This is a genomic window from Rhizobium lusitanum (assembly GCF_014189535.1).
GTDB classification, from domain to species: Bacteria; Pseudomonadota; Alphaproteobacteria; order Rhizobiales; family Rhizobiaceae; genus Rhizobium; species Rhizobium lusitanum_C.
On sequence record NZ_CP050308.1, the window covers coordinates 683,938 to 703,751 of the forward strand.

The 19,814-nt window shown below is 61.3% G+C and carries 16 protein-coding genes, 1 pseudogene and 1 riboswitch; of the genes and pseudogenes, 4 read left to right on the top strand and 13 right to left on the bottom strand.

Annotated features, from left to right (window positions below; genetic code table 11):
* Positions 1-128: 128 nt before the first annotated feature.
* The 7 genes from HB780_RS17140 to HB780_RS17170 all read right to left on the bottom strand — a co-directional run bounded on the left by HB780_RS17140 (position 129) and on the right by HB780_RS17170 (position 6,683).
* Positions 129-557 (bottom strand): L,D-transpeptidase, encoded by a 429-nt coding sequence (locus HB780_RS17140; protein WP_183694053.1) that lies wholly within the window; start codon positions 555-557, stop codon positions 129-131.
* A 122-nt stretch (positions 558-679) separates the two neighbouring features.
* Entirely contained in the window at positions 680-1,660 is a 981-nt protein-coding gene (cbiB, locus tag HB780_RS17145) for an adenosylcobinamide-phosphate synthase CbiB (RefSeq protein WP_183694056.1), read from the bottom strand.
* The gene (gene cobD, locus HB780_RS17150; protein WP_183694059.1) at positions 1,657-2,655 is read right to left on the bottom strand and encodes a threonine-phosphate decarboxylase CobD; all 999 of its coding nucleotides are present in this window, start codon (positions 2,653-2,655) and stop codon (positions 1,657-1,659) included. The genes cbiB and cobD overlap by 4 nt, the downstream gene beginning before the upstream one ends.
* The gene (locus tag HB780_RS17155) at positions 2,652-3,959 is read right to left on the bottom strand and encodes a cobyrinic acid a,c-diamide synthase CobB (protein WP_183694062.1); all 1,308 of its coding nucleotides are present in this window, start codon (positions 3,957-3,959) and stop codon (positions 2,652-2,654) included. Before HB780_RS17155 ends, cobD begins: the two co-directional genes overlap by 4 nt.
* Positions 3,956-4,804, bottom strand: a complete 849-nt coding sequence (gene cobA / locus HB780_RS17160) for a uroporphyrinogen-III C-methyltransferase (RefSeq protein ID WP_183694065.1) — start codon at positions 4,802-4,804, stop codon at positions 3,956-3,958. Before cobA ends, HB780_RS17155 begins: the two co-directional genes overlap by 4 nt.
* A 306-nt stretch (positions 4,805-5,110) precedes the next feature.
* Positions 5,111-6,061: a nucleoside hydrolase gene (locus HB780_RS17165; protein WP_183694068.1), complete on the bottom strand. Its 951-nt coding sequence runs from the start codon at positions 6,059-6,061 to the stop codon at positions 5,111-5,113.
* Positions 6,062-6,278: 217 nt separating this feature from the next.
* Positions 6,279-6,683, bottom strand: coding sequence for a cobalamin biosynthesis protein (locus HB780_RS17170; RefSeq protein WP_183694070.1), 405 nt, complete (start codon positions 6,681-6,683; stop codon positions 6,279-6,281).
* A gap of 151 nt (positions 6,684-6,834) precedes the next feature.
* Here HB780_RS17170 and HB780_RS17175 point away from each other — a divergent pair, with 151 nt between their 5' ends.
* The 3 genes from HB780_RS17175 to HB780_RS17185 all read left to right on the top strand — a co-directional run bounded on the left by HB780_RS17175 (position 6,835) and on the right by HB780_RS17185 (position 8,889).
* On the top strand, positions 6,835-7,620 hold the full coding sequence (locus HB780_RS17175) for a TSUP family transporter (protein ID WP_183694074.1): 786 nt from the start codon (positions 6,835-6,837) through the stop codon (positions 7,618-7,620).
* A gap of 103 nt (positions 7,621-7,723) precedes the next feature.
* The gene (locus HB780_RS17180; protein ID WP_183694077.1) at positions 7,724-8,089 is read left to right on the top strand and encodes a nuclear transport factor 2 family protein; all 366 of its coding nucleotides are present in this window, start codon (positions 7,724-7,726) and stop codon (positions 8,087-8,089) included.
* Entirely contained in the window at positions 8,086-8,889 is an 804-nt protein-coding gene (locus HB780_RS17185; RefSeq protein WP_183694080.1) for a helix-turn-helix domain-containing protein, read from the top strand. The genes HB780_RS17180 and HB780_RS17185 overlap by 4 nt, the downstream gene beginning before the upstream one ends.
* 18 nt (positions 8,890-8,907) lie before the next feature.
* On the opposite strand, the gene cobO is transcribed toward HB780_RS17185, so the two are convergent.
* The 5 genes and pseudogenes from cobO to cobU form a co-directional block, all read right to left on the bottom strand.
* Positions 8,908-9,552, bottom strand: coding sequence for a cob(I)yrinic acid a,c-diamide adenosyltransferase (gene cobO / locus HB780_RS17190; RefSeq protein ID WP_183694083.1), 645 nt, complete (start codon positions 9,550-9,552; stop codon positions 8,908-8,910).
* Positions 9,549-10,151 (bottom strand): dimethylsulfoniopropionate lyase, encoded by a 603-nt coding sequence (locus HB780_RS17195; RefSeq protein WP_183694086.1) that lies wholly within the window; start codon positions 10,149-10,151, stop codon positions 9,549-9,551. Before HB780_RS17195 ends, cobO begins: the two co-directional genes overlap by 4 nt.
* Positions 10,148-14,136: pseudogene (gene cobN, locus HB780_RS17200) on the bottom strand (cobaltochelatase subunit CobN). The gene HB780_RS17195 and the pseudogene cobN overlap by 4 nt, the downstream one beginning before the upstream one ends.
* Before the next feature lie 9 nt (positions 14,137-14,145).
* Positions 14,146-15,195, bottom strand: a complete 1,050-nt coding sequence (gene cobW / locus HB780_RS17205; protein ID WP_183694089.1) for a cobalamin biosynthesis protein CobW — start codon at positions 15,193-15,195, stop codon at positions 14,146-14,148.
* Positions 15,196-15,200: 5 nt separating this feature from the next.
* Entirely contained in the window at positions 15,201-15,725 is a 525-nt protein-coding gene (gene cobU / locus HB780_RS17210; RefSeq protein ID WP_183694092.1) for a bifunctional adenosylcobinamide kinase/adenosylcobinamide-phosphate guanylyltransferase, read from the bottom strand.
* Between the two features lie 140 nt (positions 15,726-15,865).
* Positions 15,866-16,267, bottom strand: a riboswitch (cobalamin riboswitch).
* Positions 16,268-16,445: 178 nt separating this feature from the next.
* Between cobU and HB780_RS17215 the strand changes: the two genes are divergently transcribed.
* A complete protein-coding gene (locus HB780_RS17215; RefSeq protein ID WP_183694094.1) occupies positions 16,446-18,242 on the top strand; it encodes a chloride channel protein in 1,797 nt (598 codons plus the stop codon).
* On the opposite strand, the gene HB780_RS17220 is transcribed toward HB780_RS17215, so the two are convergent.
* Positions 18,239-19,693, bottom strand: a complete 1,455-nt coding sequence (locus tag HB780_RS17220; RefSeq protein WP_183694097.1) for a cobyric acid synthase — start codon at positions 19,691-19,693, stop codon at positions 18,239-18,241. The two genes, HB780_RS17215 and HB780_RS17220, sit on opposite strands and share 4 nt — an antisense overlap.
* Positions 19,694-19,814: the final 121 nt, after the last annotated feature.

Consider the following 19,814-nt stretch of genomic DNA (forward strand, 5'->3'; position numbering starts at 1 on the left):
TGGCGAAGCACTGTTGCGCAAACAGCAAAGACGCTCCAGGCTCTGGATTGCGCCCGGCATGCGAGACGGATGCGGCAGCATTGCGGCCCAGCTTCAATGCCTGGCAAATTTGCCCGGACAAAAGCCGATCAGTCGGTGATGACGATGCGCGTGTTCTTCAGCCCTACTTCCGATGTCATCGAGAAGAAGGTCGCGGCGTTTCGCGGTTCCAGCCGCACGCAGCCATGTGATGCCGGCCGGCCAAGGCGCTTCAGCTCGTAGGTGCCGTGCACCGCATAGCCGCCATTGAAGAACACCGCATAGGGCATCGGCGCGTCATCGTATTTCTTGGAGCGATGATCACGCGACAGCCACTTCGCGGTATAGGAACCGGTCGGCGTCACATAGCCCTTGCGCGCCGTCGATACTTTCCAACGATACTTAAGGACGCCGTCCTCGGAAACGGTCATGGTCTGTGAGCGAAGATCAATCTTGGCAACAACAGTTCCGGCCTGCGCCGAAGCGACATGAAACTGCAGGAATAGACATGCGGTAGCGGCTGCCAGTATCCGTTTCATCTTGTCCCCTTCCATCGTTTGCTTCTCTGTGAAACAATTCCGACGAAGGAAACCACTATCATACATCAGATTATACTAAATTAATACGTATGGTATGCGATTGATTAACGCAAACCGAACGATCAGAGCAGCAGCAGGAAGGCCACGAAAGCAAGGAGCGTCAGCATCGAGCAGGCGGAATAGAAGATCGAGATGCCCGCCTCGACATCGCTGACGGTGGCTGTATCCCGACCGGAACCATTGATCATCGGCTCGCGTACAACCTCGCCGCCATAGACGCGCGGTCCGGCAAGCTGGATGTCCAGGGCGCCGGCCATTGCCGCTTCGGGCCTCCCGGAATTCGGCGAACGATGCAGACCGCCATCGCGGACCGCAACGCGGATCGTATTACCGAGCGCGGAAATCCCCTTCTTGACCAGTGCGCCAGCCGCGATCAGCAGGATCGACAGCCGCGCAGCCGGCCAATTGGCGACGTCGTCCAGCCGGGCGGAGGCCCAGCCGAAATCGATATAGGTCTCGGATTTATGACCGATCATCGAATCGGCGGTGTTCAGCATCTTGTAGATAAACAGGCCCGGCAGGCCGAAAACGCCATACCAGAGCGCCGGCGCCACCACGCCATCGGAAAAATTCTCGGCAAGGCTCTCGATCGCGGCGCGGCAAACGCCCGGTTCATCCAACGTTTCCGGATCACGGCCAACGATGCGCGACACGGCTCGGCGCCCGCCTTCCAAGCCTTCACTGCGTAGCGCGTTCGACACCTCGCCGACATGATCGGCCAGGCTCTTCTGCGCCAGGAATATCGCCACTAGCCCAGCCTCGACCAGAATGCCGAACCAGCCGAAGAAGGCGAGCAGCCCATGAACGGCCCAGCCCGCGATAGCCGCACCGAACAACAGCGCGACGATCGACATCACACCATTGCGGCGACGTGTCAGATCCGGCAGATGCTCGGCGTTAAAATGGCGGTCGAAAAAGGAAATCGCCTTGCCGAACAGCACGACCGGATGCGGCAACCGCTGCCAAAGCCAGTGGGGATCACCGATGATGCGATCCAGCAGCAATGCCAGAACGAGAATGAGCAAATGTTCGTCGATGATCATATCGAATAATTCTCCAGCGCCCCGGCAAGCCTGCGGTCGGCCTCCTCGTCCGGAGCAAGCCCGAAACGCAGCCAATTCGGCGCATAGTCGAACTTACGGACAAGAATATGATGGCGGCAGAGATGCGCATGTATATCGCTTGCGCGCTCGTCGGCAGCGAGAGCAAACAGCCCCGTGCCACCTGCCACCTTAAACTTAGCCTGGCGAAGAACAGCATCCAGCGCCGAACGGCGGTCGAGAATGCGATTGCGGATAGTGGCCGTATCGTTTTCCATCAAGGAAGCAGCCAGCGAAAGCGCCGGCCCGGAGACCGCCCAGGGACCGAGCCAATCCTCGAAACGCGCGAGGAGAGAGGCTTCCGCGATGACAAACCCGAGGCGCAGGCCGGCCAGGCCGAAAAACTTGCCGAAGGAACGGAAGATAATGAGGTTCGGCATGGAGGAGGCATACGGCGCAAGGCTGCCCTCCGGTTCCATATCCCCGAAGGCTTCATCAACCACCAGCACGCCACCGCGCTCCCGCAGTCGGTCATGCAATTCCCGGAGCCGATCGACGGGCAACAGCCGGCCATCCGGATTGTTGGGATTAACGACGACCACAAGGCTCTGCTCGGGCAGCAGATCGGCAATCTCGGCAATTTCACGAGCGGGCAACCCGGCCAGCACAAAAGCGCGGGCATATTCCCCATAGGTTGGCGACAGGATCGCGGCACTGCCGGCCATCACTAGTCGCGGAAGAAGCTGGATCACCGACTGCGTGCCGGGAACCGGCAGCGGCAGAATATCGCCGCTACGATAATAGTCCCGCGCCGCCTTCCGCGCTCGCTCCACCAGATATTGATCCGGCAGCCGATGCCAGGCGGAAACAGGGATGTCGGGCAAGGTGACGGGATTGGGATTGATCCCCGTCGACAGATCTAGCCAGTCTTCCGGTCGTCCCCCATGAAGACGCGCTGCGGCGGTGATGCCGCCGCCATGTACGATCCTGCCCGTCACGCGCTGTCACCGGCAAGGTCGACCAGATGCATATAGGACCCGGCGACATTGCCGCGTTGCAGGCCCGCCGCGCCGAGGTCGGCACCAAGCGCATCCGTGACCGCAAACAACCGATCCGCCTCACCTTCCGAGACAATGGTCGAATAGTGAAACTCATGCGCCGTCATCGGCCGCTCGAAGAATGACCCGGCAAGCGGCGTCACGCGCCGGTAGCCGAGATGGCGTTGACGCTTCTCATAGCTGGTGACGACCGGTAGCAGGCCAAGCATTGCGTGTCGCGTGCCCGTTGCATCCACCAATCCCTCGCCAAGCACCATGTAGCCACCGCACTCGCCATAAATTCGAGCGCCGCGCGCCGCCGCAGCCTTCATCCCCTCATGAAATTGCGTTGCGGCTGCAAGTTTCCCCGCATGCAGCTCGGGATAGCCGCCCGGCAGATAGATGGCATCCGCATCCACGGCCGGAGCTTCATCGGCCAAAGGCGAAAAGAACGAAATCTCCGCCCCGCGCCGGCGCCAGCCGAGCAGCATATGTTCGTAGCAGAAAGCAAAAGCGATATCGCGGGCAACAGCGATCCGCTGGCCGAAGGGCATGAGCCGGGCGACGTTGGCGGCCGATGGCCGAACGACATTCTGTTGCGCGGCACGCAGCAGTAATCCGAAATCGCACGCCTTGGCGAGCGTCTCCGCCGCGTGTTCGATGAAGTCTTCCAGACCAGCATGTTCCCCGGCCTGCACCAGCCCGAGATGTCGCTCCGGCAATGTCAGCCCCTTGTCGGCACGAATAACGGCGGCGACGGGAATCCGAACCGCTTCCAGCGCCCGGCGCAACATCGCCTCATGCCGATCGCTGCCGACCCGATTGAGGATGACACCGGCAATGCGGATATCGGTGCGGAAATTGGCAAAGCCGCTGACAAGGGCGGCAACCGAGTGCGACATGCGCGAGGCATCGACCACCAGCACCACGGAAAGCCCCAGGAAGGCGGCAAGATCGGCCGGTGTGCCGGAGCCATCCGCCGCGCCGTCGAACAATCCCATCATGGCTTCGATGACGAGCATCCGATCGCCAGCACGATGCAGCGCCGAATTGGCGGAGATCAGCTCATGGCGCATGGCCCAGGGATCGAAATTGAGGCAGAGCGAACCGCCCGCCGCAGCAAGAAACGCGGGATCGATGTAATCAGGACCGGCCTTGCCCGGCGCAACCGCAATCCCCTTTTTCCGCAGAGCCCTGAGCAGGCCGAGCGTGATCGTGGTCTTGCCCGAGCCCGAGGCTGGCGCTGCTATCAGCAAACCGCTCATGCCGGCACCTTGCGACCGCCACCCGCCCGCATGTCCGTTGCCGGGACGAGTTTGCGGCCGTTCAAAGCGCCCAGCCAATCGAGGGAAGGCCGCAGTCGCACCACATCGCCGACAACGACGATCGCTGGTGGCTCCAGGCCGGATGTTATGACATCCGCCTCGGCGCGACCGAGCGTGGTCTCCAGCACCTGCTGCGCCGGCGTGGCGGCATTGCAGACGAAGGCAACCGGTTCGTCGACTGAGCGGCCGGCGGCGATGAGATTGGCGCTTATCTGGGCGATATGCTTCATCGCCATATACATGACAATGACAGGCGAACCCTTGCCGATCGCCTCCCAATTGATCGCATCCGGCACGAGGCCGGAGGAATCGTGACCGGTGAGGAACGTGACGGCGTGGTTGACGTCGCGATGGGTGACGGGAATGCCGGCATAGGCGAGACCGCCGATCCCGGCGGTAATGCCCGGAACGATACGAAAGGGAATGCCATGCTCTACCAGCATCAGCGCTTCCTCGCCACCACGCCCGAAGACGAAGGGATCGCCGCCCTTTAGCCGCAGCACCCGTTTTCCGGCACGCGCCAGCTCGACCAGACGCAGCGAAATGTCTCGCTGTTTAGCAGACGGCTTACCGCCGCGCTTGCCGGCATATTCGAGTGCTGCGCCAGGGCGCGCGAGCTTCAGGCAATCCTCGTTGACGAGCGCATCGTGCACAATAATGTCCGCCTCCGCCAATCCCTTGGCCGCCAGCAAGGTCAGCAGACCGGGATCGCCCGGCCCGGCGCCAACGAGCCAGACGGAGCCCGGCTCCAGCGCCGGCAGATTGGAAAATGCGGTATCGTTCATCCCATCTGTCCTATGCCCGGATGGCAAAAATTGCAATCTTGAGAACGGGATAAGGTGGCGGCAGCCGGACTCCCGTTTCCAGGATGGGATGATAAGGCAGATCGGATCAGGACGACGGCAACTGCGCGATATCCGTTTTCTCGAAGACGACGAAAGGAAACCCGATTCAACGCTTTAAGTCTTTGACTCAAATTGCCATGAGGCGCACGCAACAATTTGATAATATTATTAAATAAACAGAACTACGAACCAAGACCCCTTGGAGAGGACAGCATTGCCGCCCTCCCCAAGTCTCACTTCAGCGGCTCATTTGCCGAGAATCGCGTCGCGGATCAGGTCAATCACCGCTTGCGAACGGATACCGGTGCAGACGATCTGGCTCGGCAGGTTGTCCCATTCGTTCGGCGGGAAATGCCGGCCATTCGGCTTGACGATCGTCTGGCCGTCGGCGATGCCGCCGCAGACGACGCGAACCGATCCCTCGATCGTATGGAACAGCTCCGGCGCGACGATATAGACCGCAGCACAGCTATCATGCACCATCATGCCGTCATCGACGATATGGCCGTAGAAATCGATATAGGATTGCGACAGGTCCGACAGGAGCTGCACGGACGGGCCGCCTACCTTCGCCATGTCGGCAAGATAGGTCCGGCTCATCGTCGTGACTCCGGTCACGTCGAGGCCGATGATCACGACCTTCCACGATGCGGTCATAACGGCATCTGCGGCTTCCGGATCGCCATGAATATTGGCTTCCGCCACCGGCGTGACATTGCCTGGAACATAGAAATTGCCGCCCATGATGACGACATCCTTGACCAGCTTGGCGATCTCCGGATCGTGCTTCAGCGCCAGCGCCAGATTGGTCATGCGGCCGACGGCAACCAGCCTCACCTCGCCCGGATTGGCGCGGACAGTATCGATGATGAACTGATAGGCCGGGCGCGGATCCGTCGCCAGATCGATCGTTGCGGGCACATCGATATCACCGAGGCCATTATGGCCGTGCACGAAGGTCGGCCACGGCCGTTCCTGCCGCGAGGGATCGAACGTAACGCTGGCGCCGCGAGCGACGGGGCACGGGATGTTCCACTCGCGTTTCAGAAACAACGCATTGCGCGTCGTCGTATCGACGGAAGCATTGCCGAACACCGTGGTGACGCCGAGAAGATCGATATCCGGATGACGGTGCAGGAAGAGAAGCGCCATGGCGTCATCGACGCCAGGGTCCGTATCGTAAATTACCTTGTGCATGATATTTCCTTCTTATCATTCTGATAAAATATAAGTTTCTCCAAAAATGGCGCTGCAATTTCGGAGATCATGTTTCGGGATTGCCGGGACACGCGAGAACCGCGATCGGCGAGATACCTCACCATACCCACAGCCGCCATTTCTGCAATATCGGAAGCGGTATCGCGCGAATTCGTCACAGATTGCGACAAAACGATGCTGAAAGACCGGCGGCAGCTCAGCCGATTTTTGCAATCGCCGCCGTGGCAAAAGCGGATTTGATTTTCGGTAGAACCAGTTCGGCATCGGGTCCAGCGGCAGCCAACGCGGCCGCTTCGGCAACACCATGGCAACCGACATGGGCAAAAACGAGTTCGGATGGATTCTTCAGACGCGGCGTCTCCCGCTCCAGCGCCGCAACATTGAAACACCGCAGCGGCAGGCGAAAATGCGTGGCCACCTCCAGCATCGCCGGTTCATTCATCCGCGTATCGATCGAGACCACCGCAAGGATCTGGTCGGCTCCGATCCCGGCCTCTCGCATGGCCCGTTCGGCAAGCAGACGCACATCATTCCAGTCCGTGCCGCGCTCACAACCGAGACCGAGGAGATAGCGGCGAGTAGAATTGGAATAGGTCGTCATAGTCACTCCTCGGCAGCGGCGGTTATGGTCAAACACATCTACTCAGCCATCCTCAGCGCGTCAATTTCGCCCGGTGTGTCCCATCGGCAATTGCCTTGGCGTATCCAGAGTGCAAGAAGACGCCTCAATTTCATGCCGCTGAGTTCCCCCCTTGCCAGACATTACCCTTCATCTGCTGCTTCTGCTCTTTGCCGCCGCGTTCTTCGCCGGTTTCGTCGATTCGATCGCCGGTGGCGGCGGGTTGGTCACCGTGCCCGCCATGCTGCTGGCCGGCATCCCGCCGCTGCAGACGCTTGGCACCAACAAGGTACAATCGATCTGCGGCGCAGCCTCCGCGACCATCGCCTATGCCCGGCAAGGCCATGTGCAGCTTCGCGAGCAATTGCCGATGGCGTTGATGGCCGTGATCGGCGGCATGTTGGGCGCGGCACTGGCGACGATCATGCCCGGCGATGTCCTGCGCATCATCCTACCGTTCCTGTTGATTGCCATCGCGCTCTATTTCGCTGTCAAGCCCAATCTCAACGATATCGAAAAACATCGCCGCATGAGTGCCGGCCTCTTCGGCGTCACCTTGGTGCCGCTGATCGGCTTCTACGATGGCGCCTTCGGCCCCGGCACGGGCTCGTTCCTGATGCTCGCCTTCGTCACACTCGCCGGCTTCGGCCTGCTGAAGGCGACCGCGCATACCAAGCTGTTGAATTTCGGCTCAAACCTCGGCGGCTTGATCGTCTTCATCTTCTCCGGCGCCATCCTCTGGAAGGTCGGCCTGACCATGGGGTTAGGCCAGTTCCTCGGGGCTCAACTCGGTTCACGGCTCGCCATGCGCATCGGCGGACGGCTGATCAAACCGCTGCTGGTCATCGTCTGCATAGCCTTCGCCATCAAACTTCTGGCCGACCCGACCAACCCCGTCCGTGTGTGGATCGGCATCTGATATCAGGCGACTTTGATTACCTTCGAGGTAATTGATACCATCCGTGGGCTCACCCATGATCCCCATGCCTGAACGGTTCAGGCGATCCAAAGGAGATGACCCGATGACCGATGCGACAACCATTGCCGAACGCTATATCGCCGTCTGGAATGAGACCGATGTCACGCGCAGACGCGCGCTGATCACCGCAGCATGGACGGAATCCTGCACCTACATCGACCCGCTGATGCGCGGCGAAGGCCGCGAGCAGATCGATGCGCTGGTCGCCGCCGTGCAGGACCGTTTTCCCGATTTCCGCTTCAAACTCTCCGGTTCCGCCGATCGCCATGGCGACAATATCCGCTTCTCCTGGGATCTCGGCCCGGAAGGCAGCGAGCCGCTGGTCAAGGGCACCGATTTCGCCATCCTCGATGGCGAGCGGCTGAAAGCCGTTCATGGTTTCATCGACCAGATGCCGGCAGCCGCATGATGATGCCCGCCCGCTCTCTCGGCGATTACCTACGTGAATGGCGGCAGCGCCGCCGTTTGAGCCAACTCGAATTCGCCCTTGAAGCCGAGATATCGCAACGGCATCTCAGCTTCATCGAGAGCGGGCGCGCGCTTCCGAGCCGCGACATGCTGATGCATATTGCCGAACGGCTGGGCGTGCCACTTAGAGACCGCAATCCGATGCTGCTGGCCGCCGGCTTCGCGCCGGTCTTCCCGGAACGCTCGCTGGACGACCCGGCGCTTGCCCCGGCACGCCGGGCCATCGATCTGGTTCTGAAGGGCCACGAACCCTTTCCGGCACTGGCAGTGGACCGACATTGGACGCTGATCGCCGCAAACGCTGCACTTGCGCCCCTGCTCTCCGGCGTCGCCGACATCTCGCTGCTCGAACCACCTGTCAACGTGTTGAGGCTCAGCCTGCATCCGGGCGGCCTCGCGCCGCGAATCCTTAACCTTGCTGAATGGCGCGCGCATCTGCTGGAGCGCCTGCGCCAACAGATCGCAGCCAGCGGCGATCCCACGCTCTCGGCCTTGCTAAAAGAGCTTTCAGCCTACCCCGCTCCGCCAGCACACAGGCCGAATCCGACCGACAGGGACTATGCCGGCATCGCCGTGCCGCTCGAACTCATCACCGACGCCGGCCGCCTCTCCTTCATCTCCACAACCACCGTCTTCGGCACGCCAGTCGATGTCACCCTGTCGGAACTGGCAATCGAATCCTTCTTCCCGGCGGATCAGCGGACGGCTGATGTGTTGAGGGAGATGATGTCCACCGGCTAAGAAGCGTCTCTTACCAAATCAGAACTCAACGCCCGGCTGACCCTTGATGCCGGAGCGGAAGGGATGCTTGATCAGTTCCATCTCGGTGACGAGATCGGCGATTTCGATCAGCTCTTCCTTGGCGTTGCGGCCGGTGAGCACGACATGCGTCATGTGCGGCTTCTCTTCCTTCAGGAACTCCACCACCTCGTTGATATCGAGATAGTCATAACGCAGCGCGATGTTGATCTCGTCGAGCAGCACCATCGAGTTGCGCTCGTCGCGGATCAGTTCCTTGGCCTTTTCCCAGGCAGCAGCAGCAGCAGCCACGTCGCGGGCGCGATCCTGCGTCTCCCAGGTGAAGCCTTCGCCCATCGTGTGGAACTGGCAGATATAGGAGAAATGCGTCTCGATCAGATCCCGCTCGCCGGTCCACATCGCGCCCTTGATGAACTGCACCACCGCGCATGGCTTCTTATGGGCGATATGCCGAAAGATCATGCCGAAGGCTGAGGATGATTTGCCCTTGCCCTTGCCAGTATGGACGATGATCAGACCCTTCTCGTCGGTCTTCGTCGCCATGATCTTGTCACGCGCGGCCTTCTTCTTGGCCATCTTGTCGGAATGGCGAGCGTCATCGTTCCTCGGTGCGTCAGTGCCGGTTTCGGCTATGTCTTCGCTCATTTTTCTCTCCCTGAAATGATGGATTTCTGCGCCAGCGGTCCGCCTCGCCAAAGGTAGAGCGCCACCAACGGCGTGCTCTCGGTCCGCATCGCATGGCGGATGTCCGAGGGATGATGAATGATCTCGCCGGACCAGCGCGGCAGGAAATGTTGCCGGTCCTTGCTCCACAGAGAGCCATCGGTCAGCGGAATATAGATTTCCTCGGCCGTGTGATGGTGATCCGGATAGTGGACGTCCGGTCCGAGCAGCAGAAAACCGCCGGCCATATCATCGCTTACGAAGTGACCACGCGTGCCGAACAGCTCGACCCAACCGTATCTCTGCAGAAAGTCCACACCGAAATCGGCAATGCTATAGGTCTGTCCCCAATGCAGAGCGCTTGCGGTGCTTGAGAGGGTGGAGAACAGATCTCCTTCTCCGGCGTCGGCCGACGGCTTGTGGAGGATATTCAGATGGTCCAACACGGGCAATCTATGGGCAGCAAGCAGCCGCTCATCCATCCGCCAATCGAAGCCGTCCATGAAGCGGCGCAACAAGGGATCGCTCCGCGACGTAACGTAACCCTCGAAAGCCTGAAGAAGATCGCCGGCTGCACTCACGCCACAGCCTCCTTGCCCCGCACCGGAGCCTCCAGATCGAACCGGGCAGAATTGCTGCGCGGCGTCCAGAGCTGGCGGTCGATGGCTTCCAGCAGGCGTTCCTTCATCTCCCGAAGTGCGGCCGGATTTTTCTCGGCCATGAAGTCGCGCACTTTCTGATCGACCACGAAAGCCTGGTAGACCGCCTCGAAATGATGATTGCGAACAGCGCCCGTCGTCGCCGCAAAGGCGAAGAGATAGTCGACCGTCGCAGCAATCTCGAAGGCACCCTTGTAGCCATGGCGCATGACGCCATCGATCCACTTCGGATTGACGACACGGCCGCGCACGACCCGGCCAATCTCCTCTTCCAAAGAGCGGATGATCGGCTTCTCCGGCCGGGAATGGTCGTTGTGATAGATCGACGGGCGCGCGCCGGCGAGCTGCTCCGCCGCCGCTGCCATGCCGCCCTCAAACTGGTAGTAATCGTCGCTGTCGAGCAGGTCATGCTCGCGATTATCCTGGTTCTGCACGACAGCCTGGATCGAACGTAGTCGCTCCTCGAACACGCCGCGCTCCGCCTTGCCGTCCTCGCCCGCCCCATAGGCATAGCTGCCCCAAACGAGATAGGCTTCCGCCAGATCTGCGCGCCGCTCCCAACCCTTCTCGTCGATCAGCGCTTGCAGCCCGGCACCATAAGCACCGGGCTTGGAGCCAAAAATGCGATAGCCGGCACGGCGGCTGGCGGAATCCTGATCCAAGCCCGCCGCCTCTAGCCGCGCGATCTCGCCACGCATCCGCGCCGCGATCGGATTGTCCGCCGCATCCTCCTCCAGCGCACCGACCGCGCGGACCGCCTTGTCGAACAGCGCAATCTGCTCCGGGAACGCATCGCGGAAGAAGCCGGAAATGCGCAGCGTGACATCGACGCGCGGGCGACGCAGCAGAGCGGGCGGGATGATCTCGTAGCCGGTGACCCGCCGCGAGGTCATGTCCCAGACCGGCTTGACGCCGATCAGCGCCAGCGCCTGGGCGATATCGTCGCCACCGGTACGCATGTTGGACGTACCCCAGGCCGTCAGCCCGAAGGAAACCGGCCATTCGCCGTGATCCTGCACATAGCGACGGACCAACAGCTCGGCCGATTTCTTGCCAAGCTCATAGGCAGCCGGCGTCGGCACTGCGCGGCTATCGACCGAATAGAAATTCCGGCCCGTCGGCAGGACGTCCGGCCGGCCGCGCGTCGGCGCACCGGAAGGACCGGGGGGCACGAACCGGCCGTCCAGGCCTTTCATCAGGGCGGAGATTTCGGCATCTCCGCAGGCAAGGATCGAGGGTTTCAGGCGGGTTTCGATTTCGGCTAGAACAGCGCGCGTGTGCGTCCAATCCTCGGGGCATCCGATCTCTCCAGCAACGAATTTCGCGGCCAGGAGTTCGATGCGCTCGACGGTATCGCCTTGGGTACGCCAGGGATCGTCGGAAATATCGGCAAGAATGTCGGGGCGTTGGCCGGTCCATTCGGCGGCCATATCGCAATCCAAAGGATCGAACGGCTTGCGCGGAGGGATACCCCCCTCTGTCGGCTTCGCTGACATCTCCCCCACAAGGGGGGAGATTGTTGGGAGTATGCCGCTCCGCTCTCCCGAAACGCCAAGCGCAGCGTCAACGGGTTCGATGTCTGTTTGATACGAGGAAGCGCCGCGATTTAACGATCTCCCCCTTGTGGGGGAGATGTCGCGAGAGCGACAGAGGGGGGTGCCGCACTCTCGACGAATCCCACTCCCTCCAACGTATCCCGCGCAATCGCCCGCTGCAAACTCTGATCGCCACCCTCGCCCAAACCTCGCGGCACACGCGCCAGTGCCACCGTCAAATCGGTCAGCAACCTGCCTGTCGGTGAGACACCAAAAATATGTAGCCCATCGCGGATCTGCATTTCCTTGAGATCGCAGAGATAGGCGTCGAGTTTCTTCAGCGCCTCATCCTCGCCCTCACCCTTGGCGATGCCGGCATCCTGATCGAGGCCGATATCGGCAACGAGATCGAGGATCTGCTTGCGCAGCAGCCGGATACGGCGCGGATCGCCGCCGGAGGCCTCGTAATATTCGTCCACCAGCGCTTCGAGATCCTTCAGCGGACCGTAGCTTTCCGCGCGGGTCAATGGCGGCGTCAGGTGGTCGATGATCACGGCGCTCGTGCGGCGCTTTGCCTGCGTGCCTTCGCCGGGATCGTTGACGATGAAAGGATAGAGATGCGGCAACGGCCCGAGGATCGCCTCAGGATAGCAGGTTTCCGACAGCGCCAGGGCCTTGCCAGGCAGCCATTCGAGATTGCCGTGCTTGCCCATATGGATGATCGCATGCGCACCAAAGGATTGGCGCAGGAACGCATAGAAAGCGAGATAGCCGTGAGGCGGCACAAGATCCGGTGAATGATAACTTTCCTTCGGATCAATATTATAGCCACGCGCCGGCTGGATACCGACCAGCACTTCGCCGAAGCGGGTGAAGGGCAGCGCGAAAACGCCGTCGCGAACATAGGGATCGCTCTCGGGATCACCCCAACGGGCAACGATTTCATCCTGAATCTGTTTAGGAAGAGATGAGAAGAAATATTTGTATTCGCTTAAAGAAAGCGTCTCGCGAACAACCTTGCCATCGTGACCCGAATTAGTCGGCCCATCCATCAGATGCCGGATCAGCGCATCGCCATCACCAGGCAGATCGGCCACCGGGTAACCCGCCGTCCGCATCGCCTTCAACACTTCGATCGTACCTGCCGGTGTGTCGAGCCCGACGCCGTTGCCAAGCCTTCCGTCACGGTTCGGATAGTTGGCCATGACCAGCGCCACGCGCCGCTTTGGCGGCGGCGTCCTGCGCAGCTGCGCCCAATTGGCGGCAAGCCGCGCCGTATAGCGCATGCGGTCCTCGGCCGGCTCGCTGGCAACGATATTGGCCTCGACACGATCATCATAGCGTGCGGCCGCCTTGAACGAAACGGCGCGGGCAAGCACACGCCCATCCACCTCCGGCAGCGCCACGTTCATGCCGAGATCGCGCGCCGAAAGCCCTTGCGACGACGTCTCCCAGGCCTGTCTCGACGAGGCCGAAAAGATCGCCTGCAGCACGACCGCATCGCTCGTCTCCAATACGGTCGGCTGGCGATCGGCACCCGGCGCCGAAACCGCAAACCCGGTCGTATTGACGACGACATCCGGCTTCAATTCGGTGAACACGCTTTCCAGAATGCCGATCGAGACGGGGTCCTTGAGACTATAGGCAAACACCGGCAGCGGCAGCATGCCCTGGGCAACGAGGACGTCAATCAAGGCTTCGATGGGCTTGGTTTCGCCGCTCTGGACGAGGGCGCGATAGAACGAGATTACGATGGTGGGGGGTTCGAGTCCCTCTGGGACTGCCAATTCGGAGACGCTTCTCCACTCCTCAACCCCAATCACGCCCCTGCCCGGCCACCAGATCCCGGCCTTCATCAGCGGTGATGCCGTTGCCGGCTTCTCCGCCCCCGACAGCATCGCCTCGGCATAGCCAAGAAACGCCCGAGAATTCGCATCCCCGCCTTCGATCAGGTAGGACCACAGCGCGTTGAGATCATCGAGCACGATGTTGGAAAACGGCATCAGCCCCGGATCGGACTTCGAATCCCCCGGCAGCACCGCAATAAGAGCGCCGCTGCGCGCAGCACAGGCATGCAGCGCCTCAAGCGCATAGTGGAAATAGCTGGCGCCACCAAGCGCGCGGACGATAATCAGCTTCGCATGCCGCACCGTCCGCTCGACATAGGTATCGACGGACATGGGATGCTTGAGGCTCATCAGGCTGGCGAGCCGCAGCGAATAGCCAGCCTCCCCCTGCCCGTGGGCGGCGGCGATTGCCGCAAGCTCGGTATCGGCCGCCGACAGGAACAGGATATCGCCCGGCGACTGACCAAGATCAATCGCCTCCTCGCCGTCGCTGATCGTTCCTTTTTGCGCTAGGAGGAGATGCATGGCTCTGCCTTAGACCGACGCCTCGATCGATTTGCGCACGATCCCTTCGTCCATCTCATGTAGCCCAATCACCACCAGCCGCGTCGCCCGCGCTTCGCCCGGCGCCCAGGCGCGGTCGAAATAATGGTCGATACGGCTGCCGACGGCCTGGATCTGCAGGCGCATCGGCTTGCCGGGAACATCGACAAAGCCCTTGAGACGCAGGACATCGTGTTCGGAAATCACGCCCTTCAGCTTTTCGATGAACGAGGTGGGGTCGGCGATTGGGCCTAGCTCAACGACAAAGCTGTCGAACTCGTCGTGGTCGTGCGGTGCGCCGTCCTCGTGTTCCAACTCATGATGCGATTTGCGGTTGGCGATATCGGCTTCCGTGCCGATGCCAAGGCCGAGCAGGATGGCGATGGGGACGTCACCATTCTTTGCCTCGATGATCGTCGGCTTGCGAACGGTGCGCGAGGCAACTTCGGCACGCACACGGCTAAGGCCGGCGACGTCGATGAGATCGGTCTTGTTGAGAACGATCAGGTCCGCGCAGGTCAACTGATCCTCGAACAATTCCTCGATCGGGCTTTCGTGATCGAGCGAATCGTCCTCGACGCGGCGGGCTTCGACGGCGTCATGATCATCGGCGAAACGACCGGCGGCGACGGCGGCGCTATCGACCACGGTGATGACGCCATCGACGGTGACCTGGGTGCGGATATCCGGCCAGTTGAAGGCGGCGACCAGCGGCTGCGGCAGCGCCAGGCCGGACGTCTCGATGACGATATGATCCGGGCGCACGTCGCGCTCCAGAAGCTTCGTCATGGTCGGAATGAAATCGTCGGCGACGGTGCAGCAGATGCAGCCATTGGTGAGCTCGATGATATCGTCCTCGGTGCAATTCTCTGCGCCGCAGCCCTTCAGCACATCGCCATCGACGCCAAGATCGCCGAATTCATTGATGATCAGGGCGATCTTCTTGCCGCCGGCGTTCTGCAAGAGATTGCGGATCAGCGTCGTCTTGCCGGCGCCAAGGAAGCCGGTGATGACAGTGGCGGGAATCTTTTCTTGGCTCATGCGGATCAACCCTTCATTTTCAGCGGCAGTCCCGCCGCGATAAAATAGACTTCGGCGCTTGCCGCCGCGATCATCTGGTGCAGCCGGCCGGCATGGTCGCGAAACTCGCGCGCCATGCGGTTTTCCGGCACGATGCCGAGCCCGACCTCGTTGGAAACGAGAACGAGCCGCGACTTGGCCTTCGGCAGAAATTCGGTAAGAGCGGAAAACTCCGCCGCGATATTGCGCTCGGCCATCATCAGATTGGTGACCCATAGCGTCAGGCAATCAACGAGAACAGCGCGGCCAACGCTATCGATCGCCGCCAGACGTGCGGTCAAATCGAGCGGCTCCTCATGTGTCGTCCACAGATCGCCGCGATCGTTCCGATGCTGTGCGATACGATCGCGCATTTCGTCGTCCCAAGCCTGCCCGGTCGCCACGTAGTGACGGTCAAGGCCGGTATCGGAGATCAGCTTTTCGGCGAATCGGGATTTCCCGGAGCGCGCGCCGCCGAGAACGAAGACCGCGCGGGATGGTGAGGATGGCATCAGCTATTGTCGCTCCCGCACGAACGGGCAGATCGGCGCAAAGCAGCTAAGCCCGAAAAACAGGCGTTTACACGCGAAAATTCGTTTGGCGCCATGACAACCTCCGTGCTGGCAACGAGACATGCGTCCCAAGATAGGCTTTACGCCCGGTACGCATGGCAGGTCTCCTGGCTCGCGGGTGAGGTGCGGCAAGCGGAGGCGAACCGAAACCGGTCGCCCCCGCTCTTGCACCAGCGGATCTTCCTCGCCTTCCCGGCAGGTCATCATGAAAAAGCGGACGATTCGTAGATAATAGAGGCGCCCAGCCCTGGTTGATCACGATGCCACGCCAGTGGCTTTTCCTGCTCTGGAGCTGCTTTCGCTCGCCCGCACCATGCGGACTACCAACGAAATACCCCCAAAACCGGATGGAAAACCCTGACCGCTCTACAGTCGCGGGGTCGGCTGTGATGAGAACGCCCGAGTTGGGTCCGCCCCTTCACATTCCCTTTTCATCCCATGCGGCAGATCGCCGCTCGGGAACCATTCGTTATGCCGCAATGATTAGGCTTTCGGCCCAGGCAAGTCAATCAAGGCGGCGGATGCGACATCCGCTGTTCCGACAGCGAAAATAGCTCGGGAACCACTGATCGCGCAGTCTTTTTGCCGTAATTGTTTGATGTTAGGAGTTTATGGAAGCCAGGTATATACATCTGAGCACGAAACTATCGTCAGTTCCCCATGTTGCAGAAATTTCAACCACGCCGTCTCGGTGTTCTCTCCGCCTTTTTCAGCCCTAGCCGGCTGAGGGCGCTTTTTCGCCGTGGCGAGCTCGGGCTCGTCATTGCCGGCGCTTTCGTCGGCGTGACCTCCGGCTGCGCCGTCACGGCGATGAGCCTGATATCGCGTGAGCTCCATAGCCTCGTCTACGGCATCCCCGACGACGACCGGTTGAGCTCGGCCGCCATGCAGATTACCGACAAGTCGCTGCTGCTGATCGCCCCGATCGCCGGCGGCATCCTGCTCGGCCTGATGATCTTCATTATGTCACGCACCCGCAAAAAGCCGATGATCGATCCGATCGAAGCCAATGCGCTCCACGGCGGCCGCCTGTCGCTGACCGACAGCATCCTTGTCGCCGTGCAGAACCTGATCTCCAACGGTTTCGGCGCCTCCGTCGGGTTGGAAGCCGGCTACACGCAGCTCGCCGCCGGCATCGCCTCGAAATTCGGCTACAAGATGCAGTTTCGCCGCGCCGATCTTCGGATGCTGGTCGGCTGTGGTGCTGCCGGCGCAATCGCCGCCGCCTTCAACGCGCCGCTCACCGGAGCCTTCTACGCCTTTGAGCTGATCATCGGCACCTATTCCATCCTAACGCTGACTCCGGTCGTCGTTTCGGCACTTATTTCGACCTTCATCGCCCGCATGCTTGCCGGCGATGATTTCACCATCGATGTCGGCCGGTTCGGTGCCGTGGTCCCCGCCGACTACATCCCGGCCATCCTGCTTGGCGGCTTCTGCGCCGGTGTCGGCATCCTGATCATGCAGGGTGTCGCCTTTGTCGAGGAGCTGGCACGCAAGAGTTCGATCGCGCCGCCCTTTCGCCCGGCGCTCGGCGGCTTGGTCGTCGGCCTTCTGGCGCTGATTTCGCCGCAGGTTCTCTCCGCCGGCCACGGTGCGCTGCACCTGAATCTCGGCAGTGAAGTCACCCTATGGGGACTTGCCAGCCTCCTTTTGCTGAAGTCGCTTGCCTCCGCGGTATCCATCGGCTCCGGTTTCCGAGGCGGCCTGTTCTTCGCCTCGCTGTTCATGGGCGCGCTGCTCGGCAAGATCTTTGCCTATTGCGCCCCTTATTTCGATCACACCACGCTGACACCGGTCATCTACGCCGTCGTCGGCATGAGCTCGCTTGCTGTCGCCATCATCGGCGGACCGCTGACCATGACCTTCCTGGCGCTGGAGATCACCGGCGATTTCCCGATCACCGCGCTGGTGCTGGCCGCCGTCATCACCTCGTCGCTGGTGGTGCGCACGACCTTCGGCTATTCCTTCGCCACCTGGCGCTTCCATTTGCGCGGCGAAAGCATTCGCAGCGCCCATGACGTCGGCTGGATCCGCAACCTGACAGTCGCGCGGATGATGCGTCCGGATGTGCACACGGCAAGCGTCAGCATGCGAATCGAGGAATTTCGGCACGATTTTCCAATCGGCTCGGCCCAGCGCGTCATTCTGCTCGACAAGGACGATAAATATGCCGGCATGGTGCTGGTGCCGGACATTTATGCTAGCCCGGTCGAAAAGGATGATGAGCAGCACGGCCTTGCCGACTTCATCCGCCACCGCAACGACTTCCTACAACCGCAGATGAATGCCAAGCAGGCCGCTGCCCTGTTCGACCAGACGGCAAGCGAAGCCCTGGTGGTGGTCAACGACCTCATCGAGCGCAAGGTGATAGGCCTGCTCACCGAGAGCTACACTTTGCGCCGCTACAGCGAAGAACTAGACCGCCGCCGCCGCGAGGTCTCCGGCGAGCTTTAGCCCGCGAGACTGTCGAGCCAGGCCGGATCGAGCACCGCTTCCAGTTCCGTGGCAATCTCGTCCAGCGCCGTCTCGACGCTGGCGCGGTAATCCATCCGCTCGCCGCTCAGGCCAAAACTTGCCAGCAGCCTTGCCCGATAGGCATCGCTGGTGAAAAGCCCGTGCAGATAAGTGCCCATGACGAGGCCATCGCCAGAACGCGCCCCATCCGGCCGGCCGTCGATCATGGTCGAGGGCCGGTCGCAATCGTTGCCACGTGTCACGCCAAGATGGATTTCATAGCCGGAAAGCGGCGCGTCGTACTCCGTGGATTGAGCCATACTGTTGCGCACGGTCTTTTCCGGCGCCATCTCGGTCTCGACATCGAGCAGCCCAAGCCCCGGCGTTTCCGTGACCGATCCCTCAATGCCGAGTGGATCATAGACCACGTTGCCGAGCATCTGGTAGCCGCCGCAAATGCCGATGACGCGACCGCCGCGCCGGACATGGGTGGCGATATCCCGGTCCCATCCCTGCGCCCGCAGATCCATGAGATCGCCGATGGTCGATTTTGAACCCGGCAAAATCACGAGCCCCGCATCTACAGGCAGCCTTTCGCCGGCGCGAACGAAGACCAGATCGACATCCGGCTCGGCGCGCAACGGATCAAAATCGTCAAAATTAGCGATGCGCGGCAAAACGGGAACCGCGATCTTCAGCGCGCCGTCGGAGCCGCGCGCCAGCCGCTCCAACACGACCGAGTCCTCGGGCGGCAACCGGCCCGCCGCCTTCAGCCAAGGCACGATGCCGTGGCAGGGCCAGCCCGTGAAGCTGCCAATGGCCTCGACCCCCTCGCCGAACAGCGAAACATCTCCGCGAAACTTGTTGATGATATAGCCGCGGATCATCCGCCGGTCTTCCTCCGGCAGGATATGATGCGTGCCGACAAGCGAGGCGATGACGCCGCCGCGATCGATATCGCCGACCAGCACGACGGGCACATTGGCGCGGGTGGCAAAGCCCATATTGGCGATGTCGCCCTGCCGGAGGTTTATCTCGGCGGGCGAGCCGGCGCCCTCGACGATGACCAGATCGGTTCCGGCGCGCATGGTCGCAAAGCTTTCCAGCACTGCGCCCAGCAGCTGCGGCTTCAGTGCCTGATAATCCCTGCCCTTCGCGTATCCCCAGACCTTGCCCTGTACAATGATCTGGCTGCCAGTCTCCGACTGCGGCTTCAGGAGCACAGGGTTCATATGCACCGAGGACGGCACGCGCGCGGCCAGCGATTGCAGCCATTGCGCCCGGCCAATCTCACCACCATCCTCGGCGACTGCGGCATTGTTGGACATGTTCTGCGGCTTGAACGGACGGACCCGGACGCCCCTGTTGGCGAACAGGCGGCAAAGGCCGGCGACCAATACCGTTTTTCCGACATCGGAGCCGGTTCCCTGCAGCATGATCGCCTTCGTCATTCGTCATCGCTCCATCTGGGCCTTGCCACTGCAATACCGGAATTTTGCCTTGATTTCGCCGCCATCACCAACGGCCGAAAACTGGCAGTCCCGGGCAAGAATGCACCACTTCACCATTTAC

What these genes read in the sequence shown, in the direction of transcription:
- HB780_RS17140 (WP_183694053.1), bottom strand. Translation starts at nt 557, where the DNA reads ATGAAACGGATACTGGCAGCCGCTACCGCATGTCTATTCCTGCAGTTT.
- cbiB (WP_183694056.1), bottom strand. Translation starts at nt 1,660, where the DNA reads ATGATCATCGACGAACATTTGCTCATTCTCGTTCTGGCATTGCTGCTG.
- HB780_RS17155 (WP_183694062.1), bottom strand. Translation starts at nt 3,959, where the DNA reads ATGAGCGGTTTGCTGATAGCAGCGCCAGCCTCGGGCTCGGGCAAGACC.
- cobA (WP_183694065.1), bottom strand. Translation starts at nt 4,804, where the DNA reads ATGAACGATACCGCATTTTCCAATCTGCCGGCGCTGGAGCCGGGCTCC.
- HB780_RS17165 (WP_183694068.1), bottom strand. Translation starts at nt 6,061, where the DNA reads ATGCACAAGGTAATTTACGATACGGACCCTGGCGTCGATGACGCCATG.
- HB780_RS17170 (WP_183694070.1), bottom strand. Translation starts at nt 6,683, where the DNA reads ATGACGACCTATTCCAATTCTACTCGCCGCTATCTCCTCGGTCTCGGT.
- HB780_RS17180 (WP_183694077.1), top strand. Translation starts at nt 7,724, where the DNA reads ATGACCGATGCGACAACCATTGCCGAACGCTATATCGCCGTCTGGAAT.
- HB780_RS17185 (WP_183694080.1), top strand. Translation starts at nt 8,086, where the DNA reads ATGATGATGCCCGCCCGCTCTCTCGGCGATTACCTACGTGAATGGCGG.
- cobO (WP_183694083.1), bottom strand. Translation starts at nt 9,552, where the DNA reads ATGAGCGAAGACATAGCCGAAACCGGCACTGACGCACCGAGGAACGAT.
- cobW (WP_183694089.1), bottom strand. Translation starts at nt 15,195, where the DNA reads ATGAGCCAAGAAAAGATTCCCGCCACTGTCATCACCGGCTTCCTTGGC.
- cobU (WP_183694092.1), bottom strand. Translation starts at nt 15,725, where the DNA reads ATGCCATCCTCACCATCCCGCGCGGTCTTCGTTCTCGGCGGCGCGCGC.
- HB780_RS17215 (WP_183694094.1), top strand. Translation starts at nt 16,446, where the DNA reads ATGTTGCAGAAATTTCAACCACGCCGTCTCGGTGTTCTCTCCGCCTTT.
- HB780_RS17220 (WP_183694097.1), bottom strand. Translation starts at nt 19,693, where the DNA reads ATGACGAAGGCGATCATGCTGCAGGGAACCGGCTCCGATGTCGGAAAA.